We start from the raw sequence: 19,170 nt of genomic DNA on the forward strand, positions 1-19,170 counted from the left end.
CCTGGTCGTCGTCTATTCGGCCATCAGCGAGCCGATCTACTATCCGCGCTACTTGATCTTCACCGCACCGGCGATGGCCGTCGTCCTGGCCGTCTGCATCGTCACCCTCGCCCGCCGACCCTGGCCCATCGCCGGGGTGGTGCTGCTGTTCGCCATCGCGGCGGTGCCGAATTACCTGTTCGTGCAACGGTGGCCGTACGCCAAGGAGGGTTGGGACTACAGCCAGGTCGCCGATCTGATCAGCTCGCACGCCGCCCCCGGCGATTGCCTGATGGTGGACAACACCGTGCCGTGGAAGCCCGGGCCGATTCGTGCGCTACTGGCCACCCGACCGGCGGCCTTCCGGTCGTTGATCGATGTCGAACGCGGTGCATACGGCCCGAAGGTCGGATCGCTATGGGACGGGCACGTCGCGGTATGGCTGACGACGGCCAAAATCAACAAATGCGGGGCGATCTGGACCATTACCAATAAAGACAACTCACTGCCCGACCACCAATCCGGTCCATCGCTACCGCCCGGAAGTGCATTCGGGCGCGCCCCGGCGTACCGGTTCCCGGGTTACCTCGGCTTCCACATTGTCGAACGGTGGCAATTCCACTACTCGCAGGTCGTCAGGTCCACGCGGTGAGCGCCGACGTGATCTCAGCCCCCGGTGGCGACCGGCTGGGCTTGGCGGGTGGCGCGCGAGTGGCGGCGTACGACACCGCCACGCCCGCCGCGCTCAATGCGGTGAACACCGTGAACAGCAGGTGTGCCGCCATTTCCTCGCCCCCGGTGGCGGTGTTGACGACGACGCCCGCCAATCCGGCGCCGATCGCCGCGGAGGTCAGCTGGACGGTGTTGATCGCCGCGGAGGCGGCGCCGCCTTCGGCCGGGTCGGCGACGGATGCCATCGCGCGGGCCGACAGGTGCGGCCAGGCCATCCCGATCCCGATGCCGGCCACCAGCAGGGCCACCGCCCACAACGAGGCGGTCCCGGCCGACCCGTCACCGCGCCGGGCGACGGCACCCAGCGCCAGGCCTGACGCGGCCACCATCGGCGCCACCATGACCACCCACCCGATCGTCCGCGGGTTCTCCAGGGAGGCGCTGACGATCTCGCTGACCGTCCAGCCGAGGGCGAGCGCCGCTCCCAGGAATCCGGCTGCGATCGGCGTCAGATGGGCCAATCGCTGTCCGAACAGCGGCACGTAGGTGTTCACCATCGCGGCGCCCATCAGCACGCCCATGGTGAGGTAGATCCACTTCAGGGGTCCGGGAGAGAACACGCTGGGCGGCAAGATGGCCGCGTGCATGCGCCAGTCGACGATCACGAACACACCGACCAGGACGATGCCGGCGGCGAGCAGGCCAAACGTCGCGACGGTGTTGTGTGGAATCTGCGCGACGCTGACGGCCAGTGCGGCCACTCCGATGATCAGCAGCGACCACACCGGCACTTTCATCCTCGAGAGGCCGGGCGTCGGGTTGACGCGGGCGAGCGCGACCGGTACCAGCAGGGCCATCAGCACGGTCAGAATCGCCATCGCGACGAAAGCCCATCGCCAAATCCCGAACTGCGCGAACAGGCCGCCCGTCGTCGGCCCGACGACGGTCGCGACTCCCCACATCGCCGACACCAGCGCCGAACCGCGCGTCCACAACCAGCGCGGCAGCGCGGAGTTGATGACCGCGTAGCCTAGGCCGGCCAGCAAGCCCCCGGCGATCCCCTGCATAGCCCGCCCAGCAATCAACACATGCATGGTGGGCGCGGCCGCGCAAACCAGGCTGGCGATGCCGAACACGGCCAGCCCCAGCAGATATGACGCGCGCGCCCCGATGCGCAGCAGCATCGGATTGACCATCGTCGCCGCGACCACCGACCCCACGAGATACAGGGTCGTCACCCACGCGTAGAGCCGGCTGCCGCCGATTTCTGCGATGGTGTTGGGCAATAAGCTGGTGGTCAGGAACTCATTGGTGGCGTAAAGGGCTACGCCGCCGGCCAGCAGGATGGAAGTTCTCAGATACCTCGCGCCCAGCAGCTCACGCCAGCCGCCGGTGATAGTCGCCGCGTCGGTCACTCCTCTACCGTATGGGGTCGCGCGGCGACAAGAGCCGGAGATCGGTTGCCAGCAAACTCATTTCAGCCCAGCGGCGTCCATCCCACGCAGTTCCTTTTTCAGGTCGGCGATCTCGTCACGGAACCGGGCCGCGAGCTCGAACTGCAGGTCACGAGCCGCGGCCATCATCTGCGCGGTGAGGTCCTTGATCAGGTCGGCCAGTTCGGCGCGCGGCATGCTGGTCGTATCTCGGCCCTCGAACACGCCAGCGCTGACCGCGCGGCCCGGCTCGCCCTGGGCGCGCCGGCCACGGGACGCATTGCGCCCTGATCCGCCGATCTCCACCGTCTCGCTGTCGTCTGCCTCGCGGTAGACCTGGTCGAGGATGTCGGCGATCTTCTTGCGCAGCGGCTGCGGGTCGATGCCGTGGGCCTCGTTGTACGCGACCTGCTTGGCCCGGCGCCGTTCGGTCTCGTCGATGGCCTCTTTCATCGAATCGGTGATCTTGTCGGCGTACATGTGCACTTCGCCGGAGACGTTGCGGGCGGCGCGGCCGATGGTTTGGATCAGGCTGCGCGACGAGCGCAGGAAGCCCTCTTTGTCGGCGTCGAGGATCGCGACGAGCGACACTTCGGGCAGGTCCAGGCCCTCACGCAGCAAGTTGATGCCGACCAGCACGTCGTACTCGCCCAGCCGCAGCTGGCGCAGCAGTTCCACGCGGCGCAACGTGTCGACCTCCGAGTGCAGGTACCGCACCCGGATGCCCATCTCGAGCAGGTAGTCGGTCAGGTCTTCGGCCATCTTCTTGGTCAGCGTCGTGACCAGCACCCGCTGATCGGCCTCGGTGCGCTTCCGGATTTCGCCGATCAGGTCGTCGATCTGCCCCTTGGTCGGCTTGACGACCACTTTGGGGTCCACCAGGCCGGTGGGCCGGATCACCTGCTCGACGAACTCGCCACCGGACTGGCTCAGTTCGTAGGGGCCCGGGGTGGCCGACAGATACACCGTCTGCCCGATCCGGTCGGCGAACTCCTCCCAGGTCAGCGGGCGGTTATCGCACGCCGACGGCAGCCGGAATCCGAATTCGACCAGGTTGCGTTTGCGCGACATGTCGCCCTCGTACATGCCGCCGATCTGCGGGACGGTGACGTGTGATTCGTCGATGACCAGCAGGAAGTCCTCCGGGAAGTAGTCCAGCAGGGTCGCCGGCGGCGATCCCGGGCCCCGGCCGTCGATGTGCCGTGAGTAGTTCTCGATGCCCGAGCAGAATCCGACCTGGCGCATCATCTCGATGTCGTAGTTGGTGCGCATCCGCAACCGCTGCGCCTCGAGCAGCTTGCCCTGGCCCTCCAGCTCGGCCAGCCGCTCCGCCAACTCCGCTTCGATCGTCGAGATCGCGTGGGCCATCCGCTCGGGGCCGGCCACGTAGTGGGTGGCCGGGAAGATCCGCAGCGAGTCGACCTGGCGGATGACGTCGCCCGTCAACGGGTGCAGGTAGTACAGCGCCTCGATCTCGTCGCCGAAGAACTCGATGCGCACCGCCAGCTCTTCGTAGGACGGGATGATCTCCACCGTGTCGCCGCGCACCCGGAACGAGCCGCGGGTGAATGACAGGTCGTTGCGGGTGTACTGGACGTCGACCAGCAGCCGCAACAGGCCGTCGCGGGGCACGTCGGCGCCGACCCGCAACTCAACCGAGCGGTCCAGGTACGACTGCGGAGTGCCCAGGCCGTAGATGCACGACACCGAAGCCACCACGACCACGTCGCGCCTCGACAGCAGCGAGGAGGTCGCGGCGTGCCGTAGCCGCTCCACGTCGTCGTTGATCGAGCTGTCCTTCTCGATGTAGGTGTCGGTCTGCGCGATGTACGCCTCGGGCTGGTAGTAGTCGTAGTAGGAGACGAAGTATTCAACCGCGTTGTGCGGCAACATCTCTCGCAACTCATTGGCCAGCTGAGCGGCCAGCGTCTTGTTGGGCGCCATGACCAGGGTGGGCCGCTGCAGCCGCTCGATGAGCCAGGCGGTGGTAGCCGACTTCCCGGTACCGGTGGCGCCGAGCAGCACCACGTCGCGCTCGCCCGCCCTGATCCGGCGTTCCAGCTCCTCGATGGCAGCCGGCTGGTCCCCGGCGGGATTGTGCGGGCTGACCACCTCGAAGTCGCCGCCGACGCGCACGACGTCGTCGACAGCGCGATACTCCGAATGCGCTACTACGGGATGTTCCGTGGCGAATGCCATGCCACCAGGGTAGAACCGATCACCGACAAGTGTCGCGGAGCTCGTCTTACCAGGTCGGCGCCGCGCCCAGCCACATCCGTCACGTGCGTACCTGTCCTGAAGGACAACGCTTTTCCCAAAGGCGCTAGCGGATGCGCTAGCGCCTTTGAAACTCACCTATTGGTACCCAGAGGCAGACCGCCCCGCGAAACCGCCAACTATCCCGCAGGACGCGTCCACGTCCGGGTGACCGGATCGCATTGCAGCAGATAACCGTCGCTGGAGGTGGTCATGGCGAACACCGAGGTGCCCGGCCGGTCGCATGAGCCGCCGGCGGCGTGCACGCCCATCGTGATCGGCGCTTTGGCCCAGCTGCTGCCCTCGCAGACGATTTGCTCGTTGTTGGTCGGGTCGTAGGCGACCTTGCCGACGTCGCTGCACAGCCCGCCGAGCACGGGCGGCGCCGGGGCCGACGCCGTGGTCGAGGTGTTGATGGCCTGGATCGGGTCGCCCAACGCCACCTTCGCGGGCGCATCGCCGGTCCGGGTGGCCACCACCGGCACTCGCACCACCGCTCCCTGAGCGCCGCACTCGTTGCTGAGTACGGTCTCGGTCAACGTGCCGCGCAGCGTGCCGTCGGCCTGCGGCGCTAGCGACCAGGCGATGGTTTCCTGCTGGGTGGCCCTGACCTGACCATTGGACTGAGTACAGCCCACCCGCTGCTGCACGGGCGCACCCTGCCAGTAGCCACCCACGAAGCGCAGGGTGTCGGTCTGTCCGCCATCGGTGGTGTTGGCCACCTGGTGGGTGGCATCGTCCAGCTCGGTCCCGGTGGCGGCACATCCATTGGTGGTGCACACCGACCGGAACGCCCACCAGCTGGTGGCGGCGCCGTCGTGCCGGATCGAGATGCCGTTGGTGGTGCGCTTGGTCTGGTCGTAGTCCAGCTTGTAGGTGCCGTTGAGCACCGGTCCGCCCGCGGTGGGCGCGGCACTGGCGGCCGGCACGGATGGTTTCGACGCGAGCGCGGGGTTGGCCGGGGGCGTGTCGGGCTGGAAGGAGTAGAGGAGCGACCACGTCGCCGCGACCGCGATGAGCACCGCACATACCAGCGCGGTCGCCCACCGGGTTTTGGACGAAAACCGGTGACTCAGGCCAGCAATGACGCCGCCGGGTCCACGCCGGCGATGCGGCGTAGATACGACCGCCCGCGGCCGGGCGCCGTGCCCGACTTCGGAGGCATCGCCGAACGATTCGCTGACGGCCGAGGCGAACGCCCGGCACCGCTCGAACCTGTCCTCGGGCCGTTTGGAAAGGGCCTGAAAAAACACCTCGTCGAGTTCTGCCAGATCCGGGCGGAAATCGCTGAGCCGAGGCGGGTCCTCGTGCAGGTGCTGGCTGATCACCGCGATCGGGTTGGAGTGCTGAAAGGGCGGAGCCCCGGTGAGAAGGTGGAAAGCCGTTGCGGCCAAAGCGTATTGGTCGGCCCGCCCGTCGATGGGGGAACCGGTCAATTGCTCGGGCGCCGCGTACGCCACCGTTCCGACCGCGACGTTGGTTTCGGTGATCCCGCTGATATCACCCAGGTGACGCGCGACACCAAAGTCCGCCAACAGGATTCGACGCTCCCCCTCTTCGGGATGGGTGAGCAGGATGTTGGCGGGCTTGACGTCGCGGTGCAGCAGGCCACGGTCGTGGGCGTAGTCGAGCGCACCCGCCACTGCTTGCACGATGGCGCACACCTCGTGGATCGGCATTCCCTCGGCGTAGCTCTCTTTGACCAGCCGCGAGGCATCGGTGCCCTCAACATAGTCCATCGAGATCCACAGATGTCCGTTGAATTCGCCCCGGTCGTGCACGCCCACGATGTGCGGATGCCACAGCGTCGCCGCGAGATCGGCCTCCCGGTTGAACCTTTCGCGAAACTCGGGGTCGGCGGTCACAGCCTCGGCGAGAACCTTGATCACGTCGCGGCGGGGCAGCCGGGGATGCAGAGCCAGATAAACCTCGGCCATGCCGCCGGCGCCCAGCTGCCGCAAAATCGTGTAGCCGGCGAACGATGCGCCGTTGCCCACTGCGAGACGCGATCCACTGGACTCATTGGGTCGTTGCGCAACGGCGGGTTCCACGCTCGGGGCCGAATCGACCGGTGGTATCCGGCGGAACAGCTGCCCGATTGGCATGGCGGGCAACGAGTGAAACCCCGCGCGCAACGCCTCACCGGCTTGTCGCGGGTTGCTCAGCAGCCGTCGCCCGGTGCCGATGCGCCGAGTAGTTCCTTTGTGCTCGTCCATCAATGCCCTGCCCCCTCGGTTCCCGGCACCGCCCAGGTGTCGCCGCAACGTGATGCGGATCGCAGCACCATGGGCATGCGCATCGCGATTGGGCCCTCTGCTCCGTCTCGCCGCCCGCCGGCACAACACTGTGCTCGGCGCACGCGGACACAACCCTGATTGCACCCCTCCCGTTCGAATAATGCCGCACGCCAGTTGGCGATTCGTCTCAGCAGGTTATGAAAGCGCTATGAGTGGCCGAATTGAAACAAAGGGAAGTCACAGGTGGCTCCAATAGAGCGCATTGGCGAGGCTGGCCGATACTTGAGTGGTGACCCGACCCGCCCCGCCCATCCTGACAATTCGGCATGACGGGTCCCAACGATCCTTCGCCGCGGGCCAGGAGGTGGTCGTCGGACGCGACGTGCAGGCCGATGTGCGCATCGCCGATCCGCGGATCTCGCGCGCGCATCTGATCCTGCGGTTCGACCAGGGTCGCTGGCTGGCAATCGACAACGGCTCGCTGAACGGGACTTACCTCAACGGCTATCGGATGCCGGTGGTCGATATCCACGACGGCCAGAGCATTCACATCGGAAACCCCCAGGGCCCCCGTTTGACCTTTGCGATCGGACCCCAGCAGGGCCACGCGGGCCATCCGCCCCGGACCCGGCCAAGCCACGATTCCGGGCCGCCGACCCTGGCGTGGTCTGCGCTTGCTGAGCAAACGAATCCGACGCACCCGCCGCGCCCCCCGCAGGGCCGGCCCCCCAGCCAGAACAGGGGCCCGGCCCGCGGCGGTGCGCAGGCTGCGCCGTCGCGCCCCGTGCCACCCCGGCAGCCGCCGAGACCGCCGAGCGCACCGCCGCGGCAGCCGGCGGTGCCGCCTCGTGAACCGCCACCGCCCCGCGTGCCACCACCACCGGCGCCACGAGGCACACCACCCGAGGAGCTGACCGTCATCGACCCCGGCTCGCCGGCAAGGTTGCAGGTCACGCCGCCCGACGCGAGCGGAACAGGGGCACCGCCCCAGCCATCGCCCACGCCCGCAGCGGAATTCACGGTGATCAACGCCAAGACGGCAGACGTGTCGAACCTGGCGACGCGTTTTGTGAAATTGCTCTCGCCGCGCGCGTCGTCGGCCGCGGGCACCGTCGGCGCCATGACGATCGGCCGCGCCGCCGAGAACGACATCGTCGTCTCCGATGTCTTGGCGTCACGCCAGCACGCCACCCTGGTGCCCACCCAGCTGGGCACCGAGATCCGGGACAACAGCGTCAACGGAACGTTCGTCAACGGCACCCGAGTCGGATCGGCCATCCTGTCCGAGAACGACATCGTCACCATCGGCAACGTCGACCTGGTGTTCCGCGACGGCACTCTGACCGAACAGGGGGACGCCGCCACCCGCAGCGGCGGTCTCGAGGTGCGCAACGTCAAGTACGTCGTCGACAACGGCAAGCAATTGCTGGACGACATCTCGCTGACCGCGCGACCCGGAACGCTGACCGCCGTAATCGGCGGTTCGGGCGCCGGAAAGAGCACCCTGGCCCGGCTCATCGCCGGCTACACCACCCCGACCTCCGGCTCAGTGACGTTCGAGGGCCACAACATTCACGCCGAGTACGCGTCGCTGCGCAGCAGGATCGGCATCGTCCCGCAAGACGACGTGGTGCATCGTCAGCTGACCATCAACCAGGCGCTGGGTTACGCCGCCGAGCTGCGGCTGCCGCCCGACACCAGCAAAGCCGACCGCGCCAAGGTCGTCGCCCAGGTGCTCGAGGAACTCGACCTGACCAAGCACGCCGACACCCGCGTCGAGAAGCTGTCCGGCGGACAGCGCAAACGCGCCTCGGTGGCACTCGAGCTGCTGACCGGGCCGTCCCTGCTGATCCTCGACGAGCCGACCTCGGGTCTGGACCCCGCGCTGGATTTGCAGGTCATGACGATGTTGCGCCAGTTGGCCGATGCCGGTCGTGTGGTGCTGGTGGTGACGCACTCGCTGTCCTACCTGGACGTGTGCGACCAGGTGTTGCTCATGGCCCCCGGCGGCAAGACGGCCTACTGCGGCGCGCCCGACCAGATCGGCGGGGCGATGGGCACCACCAACTGGGCGAAGATCTTCACTCAGGTCGGTGCCGACCCCGAGGAAGCCAACCGCCGGTTCCTGGAACAGAACGAGGCCCAGAAGCGGCCCCAGAAGTACCTGCCGGACAAGACCGACGAGCCGAGCAGCCTCGGTGAACCGGTTCACACCAGCGTGCGGCGCCAGGTCTCGACGATCGCCCGACGGCAGGTCCGCCTGGTGATCGCCGACCGCGCCTACTTCGTCTTTCTGGCGCTGCTGCCGTTCATTTTGGGTTCGCTGTCGTTGACCGTCCCGGGCAACAGCGGATTTCATGTTCCCGCGCCCAACGCGGGGACACCCGACGAAGCCGCACAGATACTGGCCCTGTTGATGCCGGCCGCGGCATTCATGGGCACCGCCTTGACAATTCGCGACTTGGTCGGCGAGCGCGCCATCTTCCAGCGTGAGCAAGCGGTGGGTTTGTCGACCACCGCCTACCTGCTCGCCAAGAGCGCGGTGTTCTGCGGGTTCGCGATACTGCAATCCGCGATCGTCACGGCGATCGTGGTGATAGGCAAGGGCACCCCGACGCGCGGCGCGGTTGTGTTCGGCCACTCGACTGTCGGGGCCGCCTCCGAACTGTTCGCCACCGTGGCGGCGACGTGTGTCGCCTCCGCCATTCTGGGCCTGGCGATTTCGTCGCTCGTTCGCTCCAGCGAGCAGATCATGCCGCTGTTCGTGGTGACGGTGATGGCGCAGCTGGTGCTGTGCGGCGGGATGGTCCCGGTGACCGGCCGGCTAGGTTTGAACCAGTTGTCGTGGGCGATGCCGGCACGCTGGGGCTACGCCGCGGCCTCGTCCACGGTGGATCTGCGCCACCTGGTTCCCGATTCGCTGCTGTCGCAGGATCGGTTCTGGCAACACACGCCGAACATCTGGCTGCTCGACGTGGGCATGCTGGCCGTCTTGTCGCTCTTCTACGCCGGCTTCGTGCGATGGAAGATCCGGTTGCGCCGGTAAGGATTAACCCAGTGGCGGTAGGGTGACACCATTCACCCGCCGAAGCACGAGACGTTCGACCTGCCGGCCCGCACGAACACCGATCCCAAGGGCATCGTGCGGACCGTCGACGAGTACGCGGTGCACCCGTGGGGCCTCTACGTCGCCCGCCCCACTCCCGGTCGAGCCCAGTTCCATTACCTCGAATCGTGGCTACTGCCGTCGTTGGGACTGCGCGCCACGGTGTTTCACTTCAATCCGGGACATGAGCGCGACCACGACTACTACCTGGATGTGGGTGAATACCTTCCCGGTGCCACCGTGTGGCATTCCGAAGACCACTACCTGGACATCGAGGTCCGTACCGGCGCCGGAGCGGAGCTCACCGATATCGATGAGCTGCTGGATGCCGTCCGCCACGGACTGCTGACTCCCGAGGTCGCCGAGCAGGCGGTGCGACGCGCCGTGGCCGCCGTCGATGGGTTGGCCCGCAACGGCTATGACCTGTCGCGGTGGCTGGCACACCACGGCATGGCGCTGACGTGGCGCGGGCGGTAGCGGTTTTCGCGATCCGACGGTGGGTATGCCGTTGACATGCCTTTTGTCGTCCAGCATCACACGCCACGCCGCGCCCCGGGCCAGCCCCGGAATTCGCGACGTTTGAGGGACGACTCGTCATGACCGAGTTCGATGATCTGCCCAATGCGATGCGCGAAGCGCTGAACGCCGAACCGGTACCTGACTGGCGAGCCCCCACACTGGCCAGCCTTACCGACGAGCGGTTCTGTGACCCGCATTGGATTTTCGAACGCAAATTCGACGGCATGCGTTGCCTGGCGTTCCGCGACGGCGACCGAGTCCGTCTACTATCACGAAATCGTAAGCCGCTCAACAGAACCTATCCGGAGCTGGTCGATGCGCTCGCGGCCCAGCACACCACCCGATTCGTAGTTGACGGTGAGGTCGTCGCGTTCAAGGGACGCCGCACCAGCTTCGCGCGACTACAGGGGCGGCTGGGCATCACCGACCCCGAGGTGGCCCGGGCCTCGCCAATCCGGGTCTACTACTACATTTTCGATCTGCTGCACCTGGGCGGCAGGGATACCACCGGGCTGCCGTTGCGGTGGCGCAAGCGACTACTACGCGATGTGATCAACTTCGATGACCCATTGCGCAACACCGCGCATCGCGTTGGTGACGGCCTCGCCGCCTACCACGCCGCATGCAAGCGCGGCGACGAAGGAGTGATCGCCAAGCTGACCGACTCCACCTACGAGGGCGGCCGGTCACAAAATTGGCTGAAGTTCAAATGTGTCCGCGACCAGGAGTTCGTCGTCGGCGGCTACACCCGCCCGAAGGGGAGCCGAATCGAGTTGGGCGCATTGCTGCTCGGCTACCACGACGGCCACGACCTCGTCTACGCCGGCAAGGTCGGCACCGGCTTCGATGAGGCAACGCTGCGCAGCCTGCACGAGCGGCTCTCGCCCATTGAACAGGACGCACCGTCGTTCACCCGAGGGTTGGTGCGCGAGAACGGTGCTCGCTGGGTGCGCCCGGAGCTGGTGGCCCAGGTCGGGTTTACCGAGTGGACCCGCGACGGCAAACTACGCCATCCGCGCTACCAGGGCCTGCGCACCGATAAGGACGCCGCAGACGTGGTACGGGAGACGCGCTGATGCCGCGCATCGAGGTCGAGATCACCCACCCGGATCGGGTCATGTTCGGAAAGAACGGAATCACCAAGCTTGACCTGGTCGACTACTACGGCGAGGTGGCCGACACCATGCTGCCGCACCTGAAGGGCCGCGCGCTCACCGTGCAACGGTTCCCGCGAGGCATCGGCGAAAAAGGTTTTGTGCAGCAAGATTTCGCTGATACACTGCCAGCCTGGATGAGCGGGGTGGAGGTCGGCAAGGAAGGCGGCACCCTGGTGCATCCGCTGGCCGAACGTCCCCAAGCGCTGCGCTGGTTGGCCAACCAGAACTGCATAACCCTGCATGTGTGGCAGTCGCGGCAAGGCAACTTGCACAATCCCGACCGGTTGGTCTTCGATCTCGATCCGTCCGACGCCGATTTCGCGGTGGTGCGCGCGACCGCACGCACGATCGCCGACGTGCTCGATGACCTAGGACTGGCCCGCTACGTGCAGACCACCGGATCGCGGGGGCTACATGTGGTGGTGCCCATACGCGCCGAGGTGGACTTCGACACTGTGCGGCAATTCGCCCGAGACGTCGCCGAAGTCGTCGTCGCCGACGATGACGCGCACCGTACCTTGGAAGTCCGCAAGGACAACCGCGATGGCCGCATCTACCTGGACGTCATGCGCAACGCCTACGCGCAGACCGCCGTCGCGCCCTACTCGGTGCGGGCCCGCGCAGGTGCGCCGGTGGCCACCCCGCTGGAGTGGGACGAACTGGACACGCGCGGTCTGAGGGCCGATCGGTTCAGCATCCGCGATGTCCCCAAACGGATTGCGGGGCAAGGCGATCCGTGGGCAGACATGTTCCGGCACGCCCGCTCGCTGACCGGGCCGCTCGAACGACTGGCGAAACTTCGTGCCTGAACTGCCGGACGTCGAAGGGTTCCGCTGCGAGCTGGCCAAAACCCTGCCCCGCCGCCGAATTCAACACGTAGACGTCCGCGATCCGGGAATTCTGCGCAACAGGTCCGCCGCCGCGCTCGCCCGGCGCCTGGCCGGGCACCGCTTCGAAACCCCGCGCCGGCACGGCAAATGGCTGATACTGCCGACCGACGGTCCGACAATGCTGATCCACAGTGGCATGACCGGACACCCGTACTACGCCAAAGCCGGCGCGGAGCCGGAAAAGTATGAACGCCTGGTGGTGTCGCTCGACCAAGGTGAACTGCGCTACGCCGACCTCCGCAAGCTGCGTGGGGTCTGGCTGGCCGACGACGACGACGAGCTCGCCGGCGTGTTGGGCCCCCAGGGACCCGACGCGCTGGGCATGGGCCTGCGAGAGTTTCGCGACGTAATCGCCGGGCGGCGCAAGGGGGCCAGGCAGCTCAAGCCCACGCTGATGGACCAGTCGGTGATTGCCGGGCTCGGTAATCTGCTGGCCGACGAGATCTGTTGGCGGGCCAGGCTACGACCCACCCTGCCTGTTGCGGAGTTGGAGGACGACGACGTGAAGGGCCTGCATCGCGCGATGACGCAGGTGCTGCGCACCGCGGTGCGGCATGGCCGGGTACCGGGCCTGGCGCGCTGGCTTACCGGGGTGCGTGACGAACCGGACCCACACTGCCCACGCTGCGGCACCCGGCTCGAGCGTGCCCGGGTGGGTGGCCGGACGACGCTGTGGTGTCCGCACTGCCAGCCGTAGAGCAAACCCCCTGGTCCGCCGATCATGCTGGTTGTAATGTCAGCGCCTATGAGTTGCAAAGGCCGCAGGCTGCTGCCGATCGCAGCGGCGACGGTGATCGCCGCCGGCGTCGCGTTGAATCCTGCGACGGCACGGGCGGATCTGCACAACGTCACTTATCGCGCCAGGATCGACGGCGTCACGACCGGCAGTCAGGCCACATTCGTCATCAACGGCGGTCAGACGAACACGGCCGCGCTGAGCTCAATGCCCGGCAACGCTTTCGAAGCCGACACGGTGTTGCCCGATCCTCAGCAGGCCGGTATGCGCATCGTGGTGCGCTTCCCGTACTCGGCGAACGTGCACTGCGAGATCGACGTGGACGACAACGTTTTCGTCCAGTCCGACCAGATGGTCAGACCGGTGGCGGGGAATGCCGACCCCATGAACGGGGCGCTGCAGTGCGGCGCACCCTTACCGTAGGCACGCCACCATCTGGTCGTGGCGATCGCAAGCGCGGCGAAGCCGGGCGCAGCGGGTCGCCACCATCTGGCTCGTGGCGATCGCAAGCGCGGCGAAGCCGGGCGCAGCGGGTCGCCACCATCTGGCTAGGGCTTCCAGCCCGTCGAGTCTGCCCATTCCCAGGCCCGCCGGTAGGCGTCGAGGAACCACGGCTGTTTGACCTCGACATAGGCCGCAGTGTCTGCGCCACCGCTCTTTTCGGCGGCACGCTTGACGTTCAGGTAGTCGGCGCGGGCGTCGGGGTTGGCGGTCAGCCAGTCCACGAACAGCAGAGCGAACTGCTGGTTGGGCCAGCCGTCCACCCGAATATGCACGTTGGTGGGCCGACCGGGATCCGCCGACGCGTGAATTCGCTTGGACCACAAAGTTGGATCGTCGTCGTGGTCGTAGCGGTTCACCCTACTGCGGGCATTGTTCTTGGCGACATCTTCGGCGACGTGCTCGATGCGAGGGTAACCGGCGGCCAACAACGGTTCGACGAGTTCGTCGGCGACGGCGAGGGATTCGACGGTGACCTGGATGTCGATGACATCCTTGGCGGCAAAATCCGGCACGGCCGTCGAGCCGATGTGATCGACGCGCAACGCCCGGTGACCGCAGCTGGCCTTCAGGCGGTTGAGGATTCGTTGCGCCTGGTCGGCCCAGCTCGGGTCAGGCGGCACCAATCGGGCCGGCGCACGGGCGATCTGGCGAGCGTTCAGGTTGTGCGCGAACGGCACGATGCGGTTGTTCCACACGTCGTGGGCCCGCTGTACCAACTCCTCGGGACTGCCCGAGTTGTCCAGCCAGATGTCGGCGACCGCCCGGCGCTGCTCGTCGCTGGCCTGCGCGGCGATCCTCGCGCGGGCATCGTCCTCCGGCATGCCACGCTGGTCCACCAGCCGCCGCAGCCGTACCTCGACATCGGCGTACACAATGACCACGAGCGGGAACAGCGGCGCCATCCCGGACTCCACCAGCAGCGGAATGTCCTCGACCACAACGGAATCCCCGGGCACCGAGGCGATGATCTCCGAACGGCGATTGCCCACCAGGGGGTGGACAATCCCGTTCAGCGTCTTGCGCGCCTCGTCGTCGCGAAAAGCCTTGGCGGCCAACGCCGGCCGATCCAGTGATCCATCCGGAAGCAGAATGTCGCTCCCGAATGCCTCCACCAGCGAGGCCAGGCCCTCGGTTCCCGGCTGGACCACCTCACGCGCGATGACGTCCCCGTCGACGATGACGGCGCCGGATTGCGCGAAGGTGGAGGACAGCGCCGACTTGCCGGCGCCGATGCCACCGGTCAAGCCGATCCGCAGCATGGCGTGGTCAGGAAAACGTCACGCGTTTCCGGCGAGTTTCTCCCGCAGAGCGGCCAATTGGGCATCGCTGGCCAGCGATCCGCCCGCCTTCTCCGGAGGAGCACCGTTACCCGGCGACTGCTCGGCGTGCCCGGCGGCCTCGGCGGCGGCGAACTTCTCCATCTGTGCGGTGTGCATCTTGTGTCGGCGCTCGGCCTCGGCGTAGCGGGCCTCCCACTCGGTGCGCTGCTTCTCGAATCCCTCGAGCCATTCGTTGGTCTCGGAATCGAAGCCCTCGGGGAAGATGTAGTTGCCCTGCTCGTCGTAGCTGTCGGCCATGCCGTACTTCGCCGGGTCGAACTCGTCGGTGTAGTCCTCGTTGGCCTGCTTGAGCGACAACGAGATCCGGCGGCGCTCCAGGTCGATGTCGATGACCTTGACCATCGCGTCGTCGCCGACCGTGACCACCTGGTCGGGGACCTCGACGTGGCGCTCGGCCAGCTCGGAGATGTGCACCAGACCCTCGATGCCCTCCTCGACGCGCACGAACGCACCGAACGGAACCAACTTGGTGACCTTGCCCGGCACGATCTGGCCGATCGCATGGGTGCGGGCGAAGTGGCGCCACGGGTCTTCCTGAGTTGCCTTCAGCGACAACGAAACCCGCTCGCGATCCATGTCGACGTCGAGCACCTCGACGGTGACCTCGTCGCCGACCTGGACAACCTCGGACGGGTGGTCGATGTGCTTCCAGGACAGCTCGGAAACGTGCACCAGACCGTCCACACCGCCGAGGTCGACGAATGCACCGAAGTTGACGATGGAGGAGACGACACCCTTGCGGATGGCGCCCTTCTGCAGCTGGTTGAGGAATTCGCTGCGCACCTCGGACTGGGTCTGCTCAAGCCAGGCGCGCCGCGACAGCACCACGTTGTTGCGGTTCTTGTCCAGCTCGATGATCTTGGCTTCGATCTCCTTGCCGATGTACGGCTGCAGATCGCGCACCCGGCGCATCTCGACCAGCGAGGCGGGCAGGAAGCCACGCAACCCGATGTCGAGGATCAGGCCACCCTTGACCACCTCGATGACGGTGCCCTTGACGGCCTCGTCCTTCTCCTTGAGCGCCTCGATGGTGCCCCAGGCGCGCTCGTACTGCGCGCGCTTCTTGGACAGAATCAGGCGGCCCTCTTTGTCCTCCTTGGTGAGAACCAGGGCTTCGACCTCATCACCGACGGAAACGACCTCGTTGGGGTCGACATCGTGCTTGATGGAGAGCTCGCGGGCGGGGATGACCCCTTCGGTCTTGTAGCCGATATCGAGGAGCACCTCGTCCCGGTCCACTTTGACGATCGTGCCTTCGACGATGTCGCCATCGTTGAAGTACTTGATCGTTTTGTCTATTGCGGCGAGAAAATCCTCGCTCGAGCCAATGTCGTTGACGGCTACTTGCGGCGAGGTGACGGCGGGACTCGGCATGTTGTTGGGTTGCTCCGGACAGGTTAGGTCGTAGGGACAATTGGGATTTACCTGTCGAGGCTACTCGACTGGGCACATGCTGGCCAAACCCAGCACGGTCGATTCTGGTCGAACGGTTGCCCGAACGTGACGCCACGGCGGAATTTCAGGCGATGTTTCGTCGTGGCGTCACGTCCGGCGGGTGATTGAGCAGCAAATATGGCCCTCGGAGGCCGCTAGTGCGCGGCGGCGTCCCATGAGCGGCCGTACCCCACCGAAACCTCCAGCGGGACGTCGAGCGGGTAGGCGCCGCCCATCTTGTCGCGTACCAGCGCTTCCAGCCGTTCCCGCTCACCGGGCGCGACCTCGAACAGCAGCTCGTCGTGCACCTGCAGCAGTATCCGAGAGGAAAGCCCGGCCTCGTTGATCGCCTTGTCGACCTCGAGCATCGCCACCTTGATGATGTCGGCCGCGCTGCCCTGGATGGGCGCGTTGAGCGCCGCCCGCTCGGCGGCTTCGCGCACCTGGCGGTTGCTGCTGTCGAGCTCGGGGAGATAGCGACGGCGGCCGAAGACCGTCGACGTGTAGCCGTCCTTGCGGGCTTGGTCGACGACGTCCATCAGGTAGTCGCGCACCCCGCCGAATCGGGCGAAGTATTGCTCCATCTGATCTTTGGCTTCCTCGGTGGAGATCTTGAGCTGGGCGGACAACCCGTATGCGCTCAATCCGTAGGCCAGCCCGTAGGACATCGCCTTGACCCGGCGGCGCAGCTCGGCGGTGACCTCCTCGATCGGCACGCCGAATGCCCGCGAGGCGACGAACGAGTGCAGATCCTCGCCGGTATTGAACGCCTCGATGAGACCCGCGTCCTTGGACAGGTGCGCCATGATCCGCATCTCGATCTGGCTGTAGTCGGCCGTCATCAGCTCGCTGTAGCCATCGCCGACCACGAACGCGTCGCGGATCCGCCGGCCCGCCTCGGTCCGGATCGGAATGTTCTGCAGATTCGGCTCGGTCGACGACAATCTGCCTGTCGCAGCGATGGTTTGGTTGAACGTGGTGTGGATGCGTCCGTCCGAGGCCACCGAATTCAGCAACCCGTCGACGGTGACTTTGAGCCGGGTGGCGTCGCGGTGGGCCAGCAGATGCTGCAGGAACGGATGGCCGGTCTTGTCGAACAGCGACTGCAGGGCATCCGCGTCGGTGGTGTAGCCGGTCTTGGTGCGCTTGGTCTTCGGCATCTCCAGCTCGTCGAAGAGCACCGCCTGCAACTGTTTGGGCGAACCCAGGTTGATCTGCTTGCCGATCACCGCATACGCCGCCTCGGCCGCGTCGCGGATCAGGTGGGCGAAATCGCTTTGCAGCTCGGTGAGCAAGTCCAAATCGACTGCGATTCCGGCGTTTTCCATTCCCGCCAGCACGGCCTGCACCGGCAGCTCCATGCCGCTCAAGAGCGAGGTGGAGTTGATGCGGGCCAACTCCTCGTCGAGCGCGTCGGCCAGATCCAGCACCGCCACGGCGCGCAGGATCAGCGTCTGCACCGCCTGATCGTCGGTGCCCTGGTTGTCATCGAGCAGCGAAAGTTGTTGCTGTTCGGGGTTTTCGGCGCGTAGCTCGCGACGCAGGTAGCGCAGCGAGAGGTCGTCGAGGGAGAAGCTGCGCTGCCCGGGGCGCACCAGGTAGGCCGCCAGCGCGGTGTCGGAGGTGACGCCGGCCAGCGTCCAGCCGCGCCCGGCCAGGTCGTGCATCGCCAGCTTGGCTTCGTGCAGCGCCTTGGGCGGACCGGGGTCGGCCAGCCACGACGCCAGCGCCGCCTCGTCTTCGGGATCCAGCGTCGCGGTGTCGATGTAGCGGCCGTCGCCGTCGGCGGAGACGATGGCCAGCGCAGTGGCGTCGGCGTCGTAGGCCAGGTGGGTGCCGACGACGGCCAGTCCGAATCGCTTTCCCGAGCTGTGCTCGGCCAGCCACACGGCCAGCTCGCCGGCCTCCAGCGCGCCGCCGCGCACGTCGAAGCCCTCGTCGACCTCGGGCTCGACGGCGGCCAGGGTTTCGAACAACCGGTCCCGCAACACCCGGAACTCCAGGTCGTCGAAGAGCCGGTGGATCTGATCGCGATCCCACGGTTGCAGCCGCAGCGTGTCCGGAGTCTGGGCCAGCGGCACGTCTTTGACGAGATCGGTCAGCTCGCGGTTGCGGATGACGCTGGCCAGATGTTCGCGCAGCGCGTCACCCACCTTGCCGCGCACCGAGTCGACGTTGTCGACCAGCGCCTGCAGCGACCCGTATTCGACGATCCATTTGGAGGCGGTCTTCTCCCCCACGCCGGGAATGCCGGGCAGGTTGTCACTGGGGTCGCCGCGCAGGGCGGCGAAGTCGGGGTACTGCCGTGGCGTCAGCCCGTACTTCTCCACGACGGCATCCGGGGTGAACCGGGTCAACTCGCTGACACCCTTGCGCGGATACAGCACCGTCACGTTGTCGCTGACCAACTGCAACGAGTCGCGGTCGCCCGTGACGACCAGCACCCGGTAGCCCTCGCGTTCGGCCTGGGTGGCCAGCGTCGCGATGAGGTCGTCGGCCTCGAACCCCGCCTCGGCGAGCACCGTGATGCCCAATGCCGCAAGGACTTCCTTGGTGATGTCGATCTGGCCGCGGAACTCGTCCGGCGTCGCCGACCGGCCAGCCTTGTACTCCGGGTAGCGCTCGGAGCGGAAGGTCTGCCGGGACACGTCGAACGCCGCGGCGATATGGGTCGGGGCTTCGTCGCGCAGCAAGTTGATCAGCATGGCGGTGAAGCCGTAGACCGCGTTTGTGGTCAGGCCGCCGCGGGTTTTGAAGTTCTCGGCGGGCAGCGCGTAGAACGCCCGAAACGCCAGCGAGTTGCCGTCCAGCAGCATGAGCGTGGGCGTGGTTTGTTCCTCGCTGGCCTTCGTGGTGGTTTTCGTGGCGGGCACGGGTCTCACTCTAAGCACCCGGTGTGACGAGCTA

Annotated in this window: 12 protein-coding genes and 1 pseudogene; 7 read left to right on the plus strand and 6 right to left on the minus strand. The window is 66.7% G+C overall.

Features of this window, described 5'->3' with window-relative positions:
- A pseudogene (locus A5782_RS12950) lies at nucleotides 1–631 on the plus strand (hypothetical protein); the annotation flags it as partial.
- Here A5782_RS12950 and A5782_RS12955 read toward each other — a convergent pair.
- The 3 genes from A5782_RS12955 to A5782_RS12965 all read right to left on the minus strand — a co-directional run bounded on the left by A5782_RS12955 (nucleotide 615) and on the right by A5782_RS12965 (nucleotide 6,556).
- Nucleotides 615–2,066: an MFS transporter gene (locus A5782_RS12955; protein ID WP_156623925.1), complete on the minus strand. Its 1,452-nt coding sequence runs from the start codon at nucleotides 2,064–2,066 to the stop codon at nucleotides 615–617. The pseudogene A5782_RS12950 and the gene A5782_RS12955 sit on opposite strands and share 17 nt — an antisense overlap.
- A gap of 57 nt (nucleotides 2,067–2,123) precedes the next feature.
- Nucleotides 2,124–4,283 carry an excinuclease ABC subunit UvrB gene (gene uvrB / locus A5782_RS12960; protein WP_067100123.1) on the minus strand — a complete coding sequence of 720 codons (2,160 nt, stop codon included), beginning with the start codon at nucleotides 4,281–4,283 and terminating at the stop codon, nucleotides 2,124–2,126.
- 197 nt (nucleotides 4,284–4,480) lie between these two features.
- The gene (locus A5782_RS12965; protein ID WP_067100127.1) at nucleotides 4,481–6,556 is read right to left on the minus strand and encodes a serine/threonine-protein kinase; all 2,076 of its coding nucleotides are present in this window, start codon (nucleotides 6,554–6,556) and stop codon (nucleotides 4,481–4,483) included.
- Nucleotides 6,557–6,863: 307 nt separating this feature from the next.
- On the opposite strand from A5782_RS12965, the gene A5782_RS12970 reads away from it, so the two are divergent.
- The 6 genes from A5782_RS12970 to A5782_RS12995 all read left to right on the plus strand — a co-directional run bounded on the left by A5782_RS12970 (nucleotide 6,864) and on the right by A5782_RS12995 (nucleotide 13,408).
- Nucleotides 6,864–9,623, plus strand: a complete 2,760-nt coding sequence (locus A5782_RS12970) for an FHA domain-containing protein (RefSeq protein WP_197694213.1) — start codon at nucleotides 6,864–6,866, stop codon at nucleotides 9,621–9,623.
- A 96-nt stretch (nucleotides 9,624–9,719) separates the two neighbouring features.
- Complete coding sequence (locus A5782_RS12975) at nucleotides 9,720–10,160, plus strand: DUF402 domain-containing protein (protein WP_067100129.1); 441 nt, start codon at nucleotides 9,720–9,722, stop codon at nucleotides 10,158–10,160.
- 119 nt (nucleotides 10,161–10,279) lie between these two features.
- Nucleotides 10,280–11,278, plus strand: coding sequence for a non-homologous end-joining DNA ligase (ligD, locus tag A5782_RS12980; RefSeq protein WP_067100132.1), 999 nt, complete (start codon nucleotides 10,280–10,282; stop codon nucleotides 11,276–11,278).
- Nucleotides 11,278–12,168: a non-homologous end-joining DNA ligase gene (gene ligD, locus A5782_RS12985; protein WP_067100134.1), complete on the plus strand. Its 891-nt coding sequence runs from the start codon at nucleotides 11,278–11,280 to the stop codon at nucleotides 12,166–12,168. Before ligD (A5782_RS12980) ends, ligD (A5782_RS12985) begins: the two co-directional genes overlap by 1 nt.
- On the plus strand, nucleotides 12,161–12,946 hold the full coding sequence (locus A5782_RS12990; protein WP_067100137.1) for an Fpg/Nei family DNA glycosylase: 786 nt from the start codon (nucleotides 12,161–12,163) through the stop codon (nucleotides 12,944–12,946). Before ligD (A5782_RS12985) ends, A5782_RS12990 begins: the two co-directional genes overlap by 8 nt.
- Before the next feature lie 48 nt (nucleotides 12,947–12,994).
- The gene (locus A5782_RS12995; protein ID WP_067100140.1) at nucleotides 12,995–13,408 is read left to right on the plus strand and encodes a hypothetical protein; all 414 of its coding nucleotides are present in this window, start codon (nucleotides 12,995–12,997) and stop codon (nucleotides 13,406–13,408) included.
- Between the two features lie 125 nt (nucleotides 13,409–13,533).
- Here the strand turns inward: A5782_RS12995 and coaE are convergent, their stop codons facing one another.
- The 3 genes from coaE to polA all read right to left on the minus strand — a co-directional run bounded on the left by coaE (nucleotide 13,534) and on the right by polA (nucleotide 19,079).
- Nucleotides 13,534–14,748 (minus strand): dephospho-CoA kinase, encoded by a 1,215-nt coding sequence (gene coaE, locus A5782_RS13000; protein WP_067100143.1) that lies wholly within the window; start codon nucleotides 14,746–14,748, stop codon nucleotides 13,534–13,536.
- An 18-nt stretch (nucleotides 14,749–14,766) separates the two neighbouring features.
- The gene (gene rpsA, locus A5782_RS13005) at nucleotides 14,767–16,203 is read right to left on the minus strand and encodes a 30S ribosomal protein S1 (protein WP_067100145.1); all 1,437 of its coding nucleotides are present in this window, start codon (nucleotides 16,201–16,203) and stop codon (nucleotides 14,767–14,769) included.
- A 215-nt stretch (nucleotides 16,204–16,418) separates the two neighbouring features.
- Nucleotides 16,419–19,079, minus strand: a complete 2,661-nt coding sequence (polA, locus tag A5782_RS13010) for a DNA polymerase I (RefSeq protein ID WP_197694217.1) — start codon at nucleotides 19,077–19,079, stop codon at nucleotides 16,419–16,421.
- Nucleotides 19,080–19,170 lie beyond the last annotated feature (91 nt).

It is taken from the genome of Mycobacterium sp. 852002-40037_SCH5390672 (assembly GCF_001665875.1).
Classification (GTDB): domain Bacteria; phylum Actinomycetota; class Actinomycetes; order Mycobacteriales; family Mycobacteriaceae; genus Mycobacterium.

Coding starts and splice junctions, on each gene's coding strand:
- A5782_RS12995 (WP_067100140.1), top strand. CDS start 12,995: ATGAGTTGCAAAGGCCGCAGGCTGCTGCCGATCGCAGCGGCGACGGTG.
- A5782_RS12965 (WP_067100127.1), bottom strand. CDS start 6,556: ATGGACGAGCACAAAGGAACTACTCGGCGCATCGGCACCGGGCGACGG.
- polA (WP_197694217.1), bottom strand. CDS start 19,079: ATGCTGCTGGACGGCAACTCGCTGGCGTTTCGGGCGTTCTACGCGCTG.
- uvrB (WP_067100123.1), bottom strand. CDS start 4,283: ATGGCATTCGCCACGGAACATCCCGTAGTAGCGCATTCGGAGTATCGC.
- rpsA (WP_067100145.1), bottom strand. CDS start 16,203: ATGCCGAGTCCCGCCGTCACCTCGCCGCAAGTAGCCGTCAACGACATT.
- ligD (WP_067100134.1), top strand. CDS start 11,278: ATGCCGCGCATCGAGGTCGAGATCACCCACCCGGATCGGGTCATGTTC.
- coaE (WP_067100143.1), bottom strand. CDS start 14,748: ATGCTGCGGATCGGCTTGACCGGTGGCATCGGCGCCGGCAAGTCGGCG.
- ligD (WP_067100132.1), top strand. CDS start 10,280: ATGACCGAGTTCGATGATCTGCCCAATGCGATGCGCGAAGCGCTGAAC.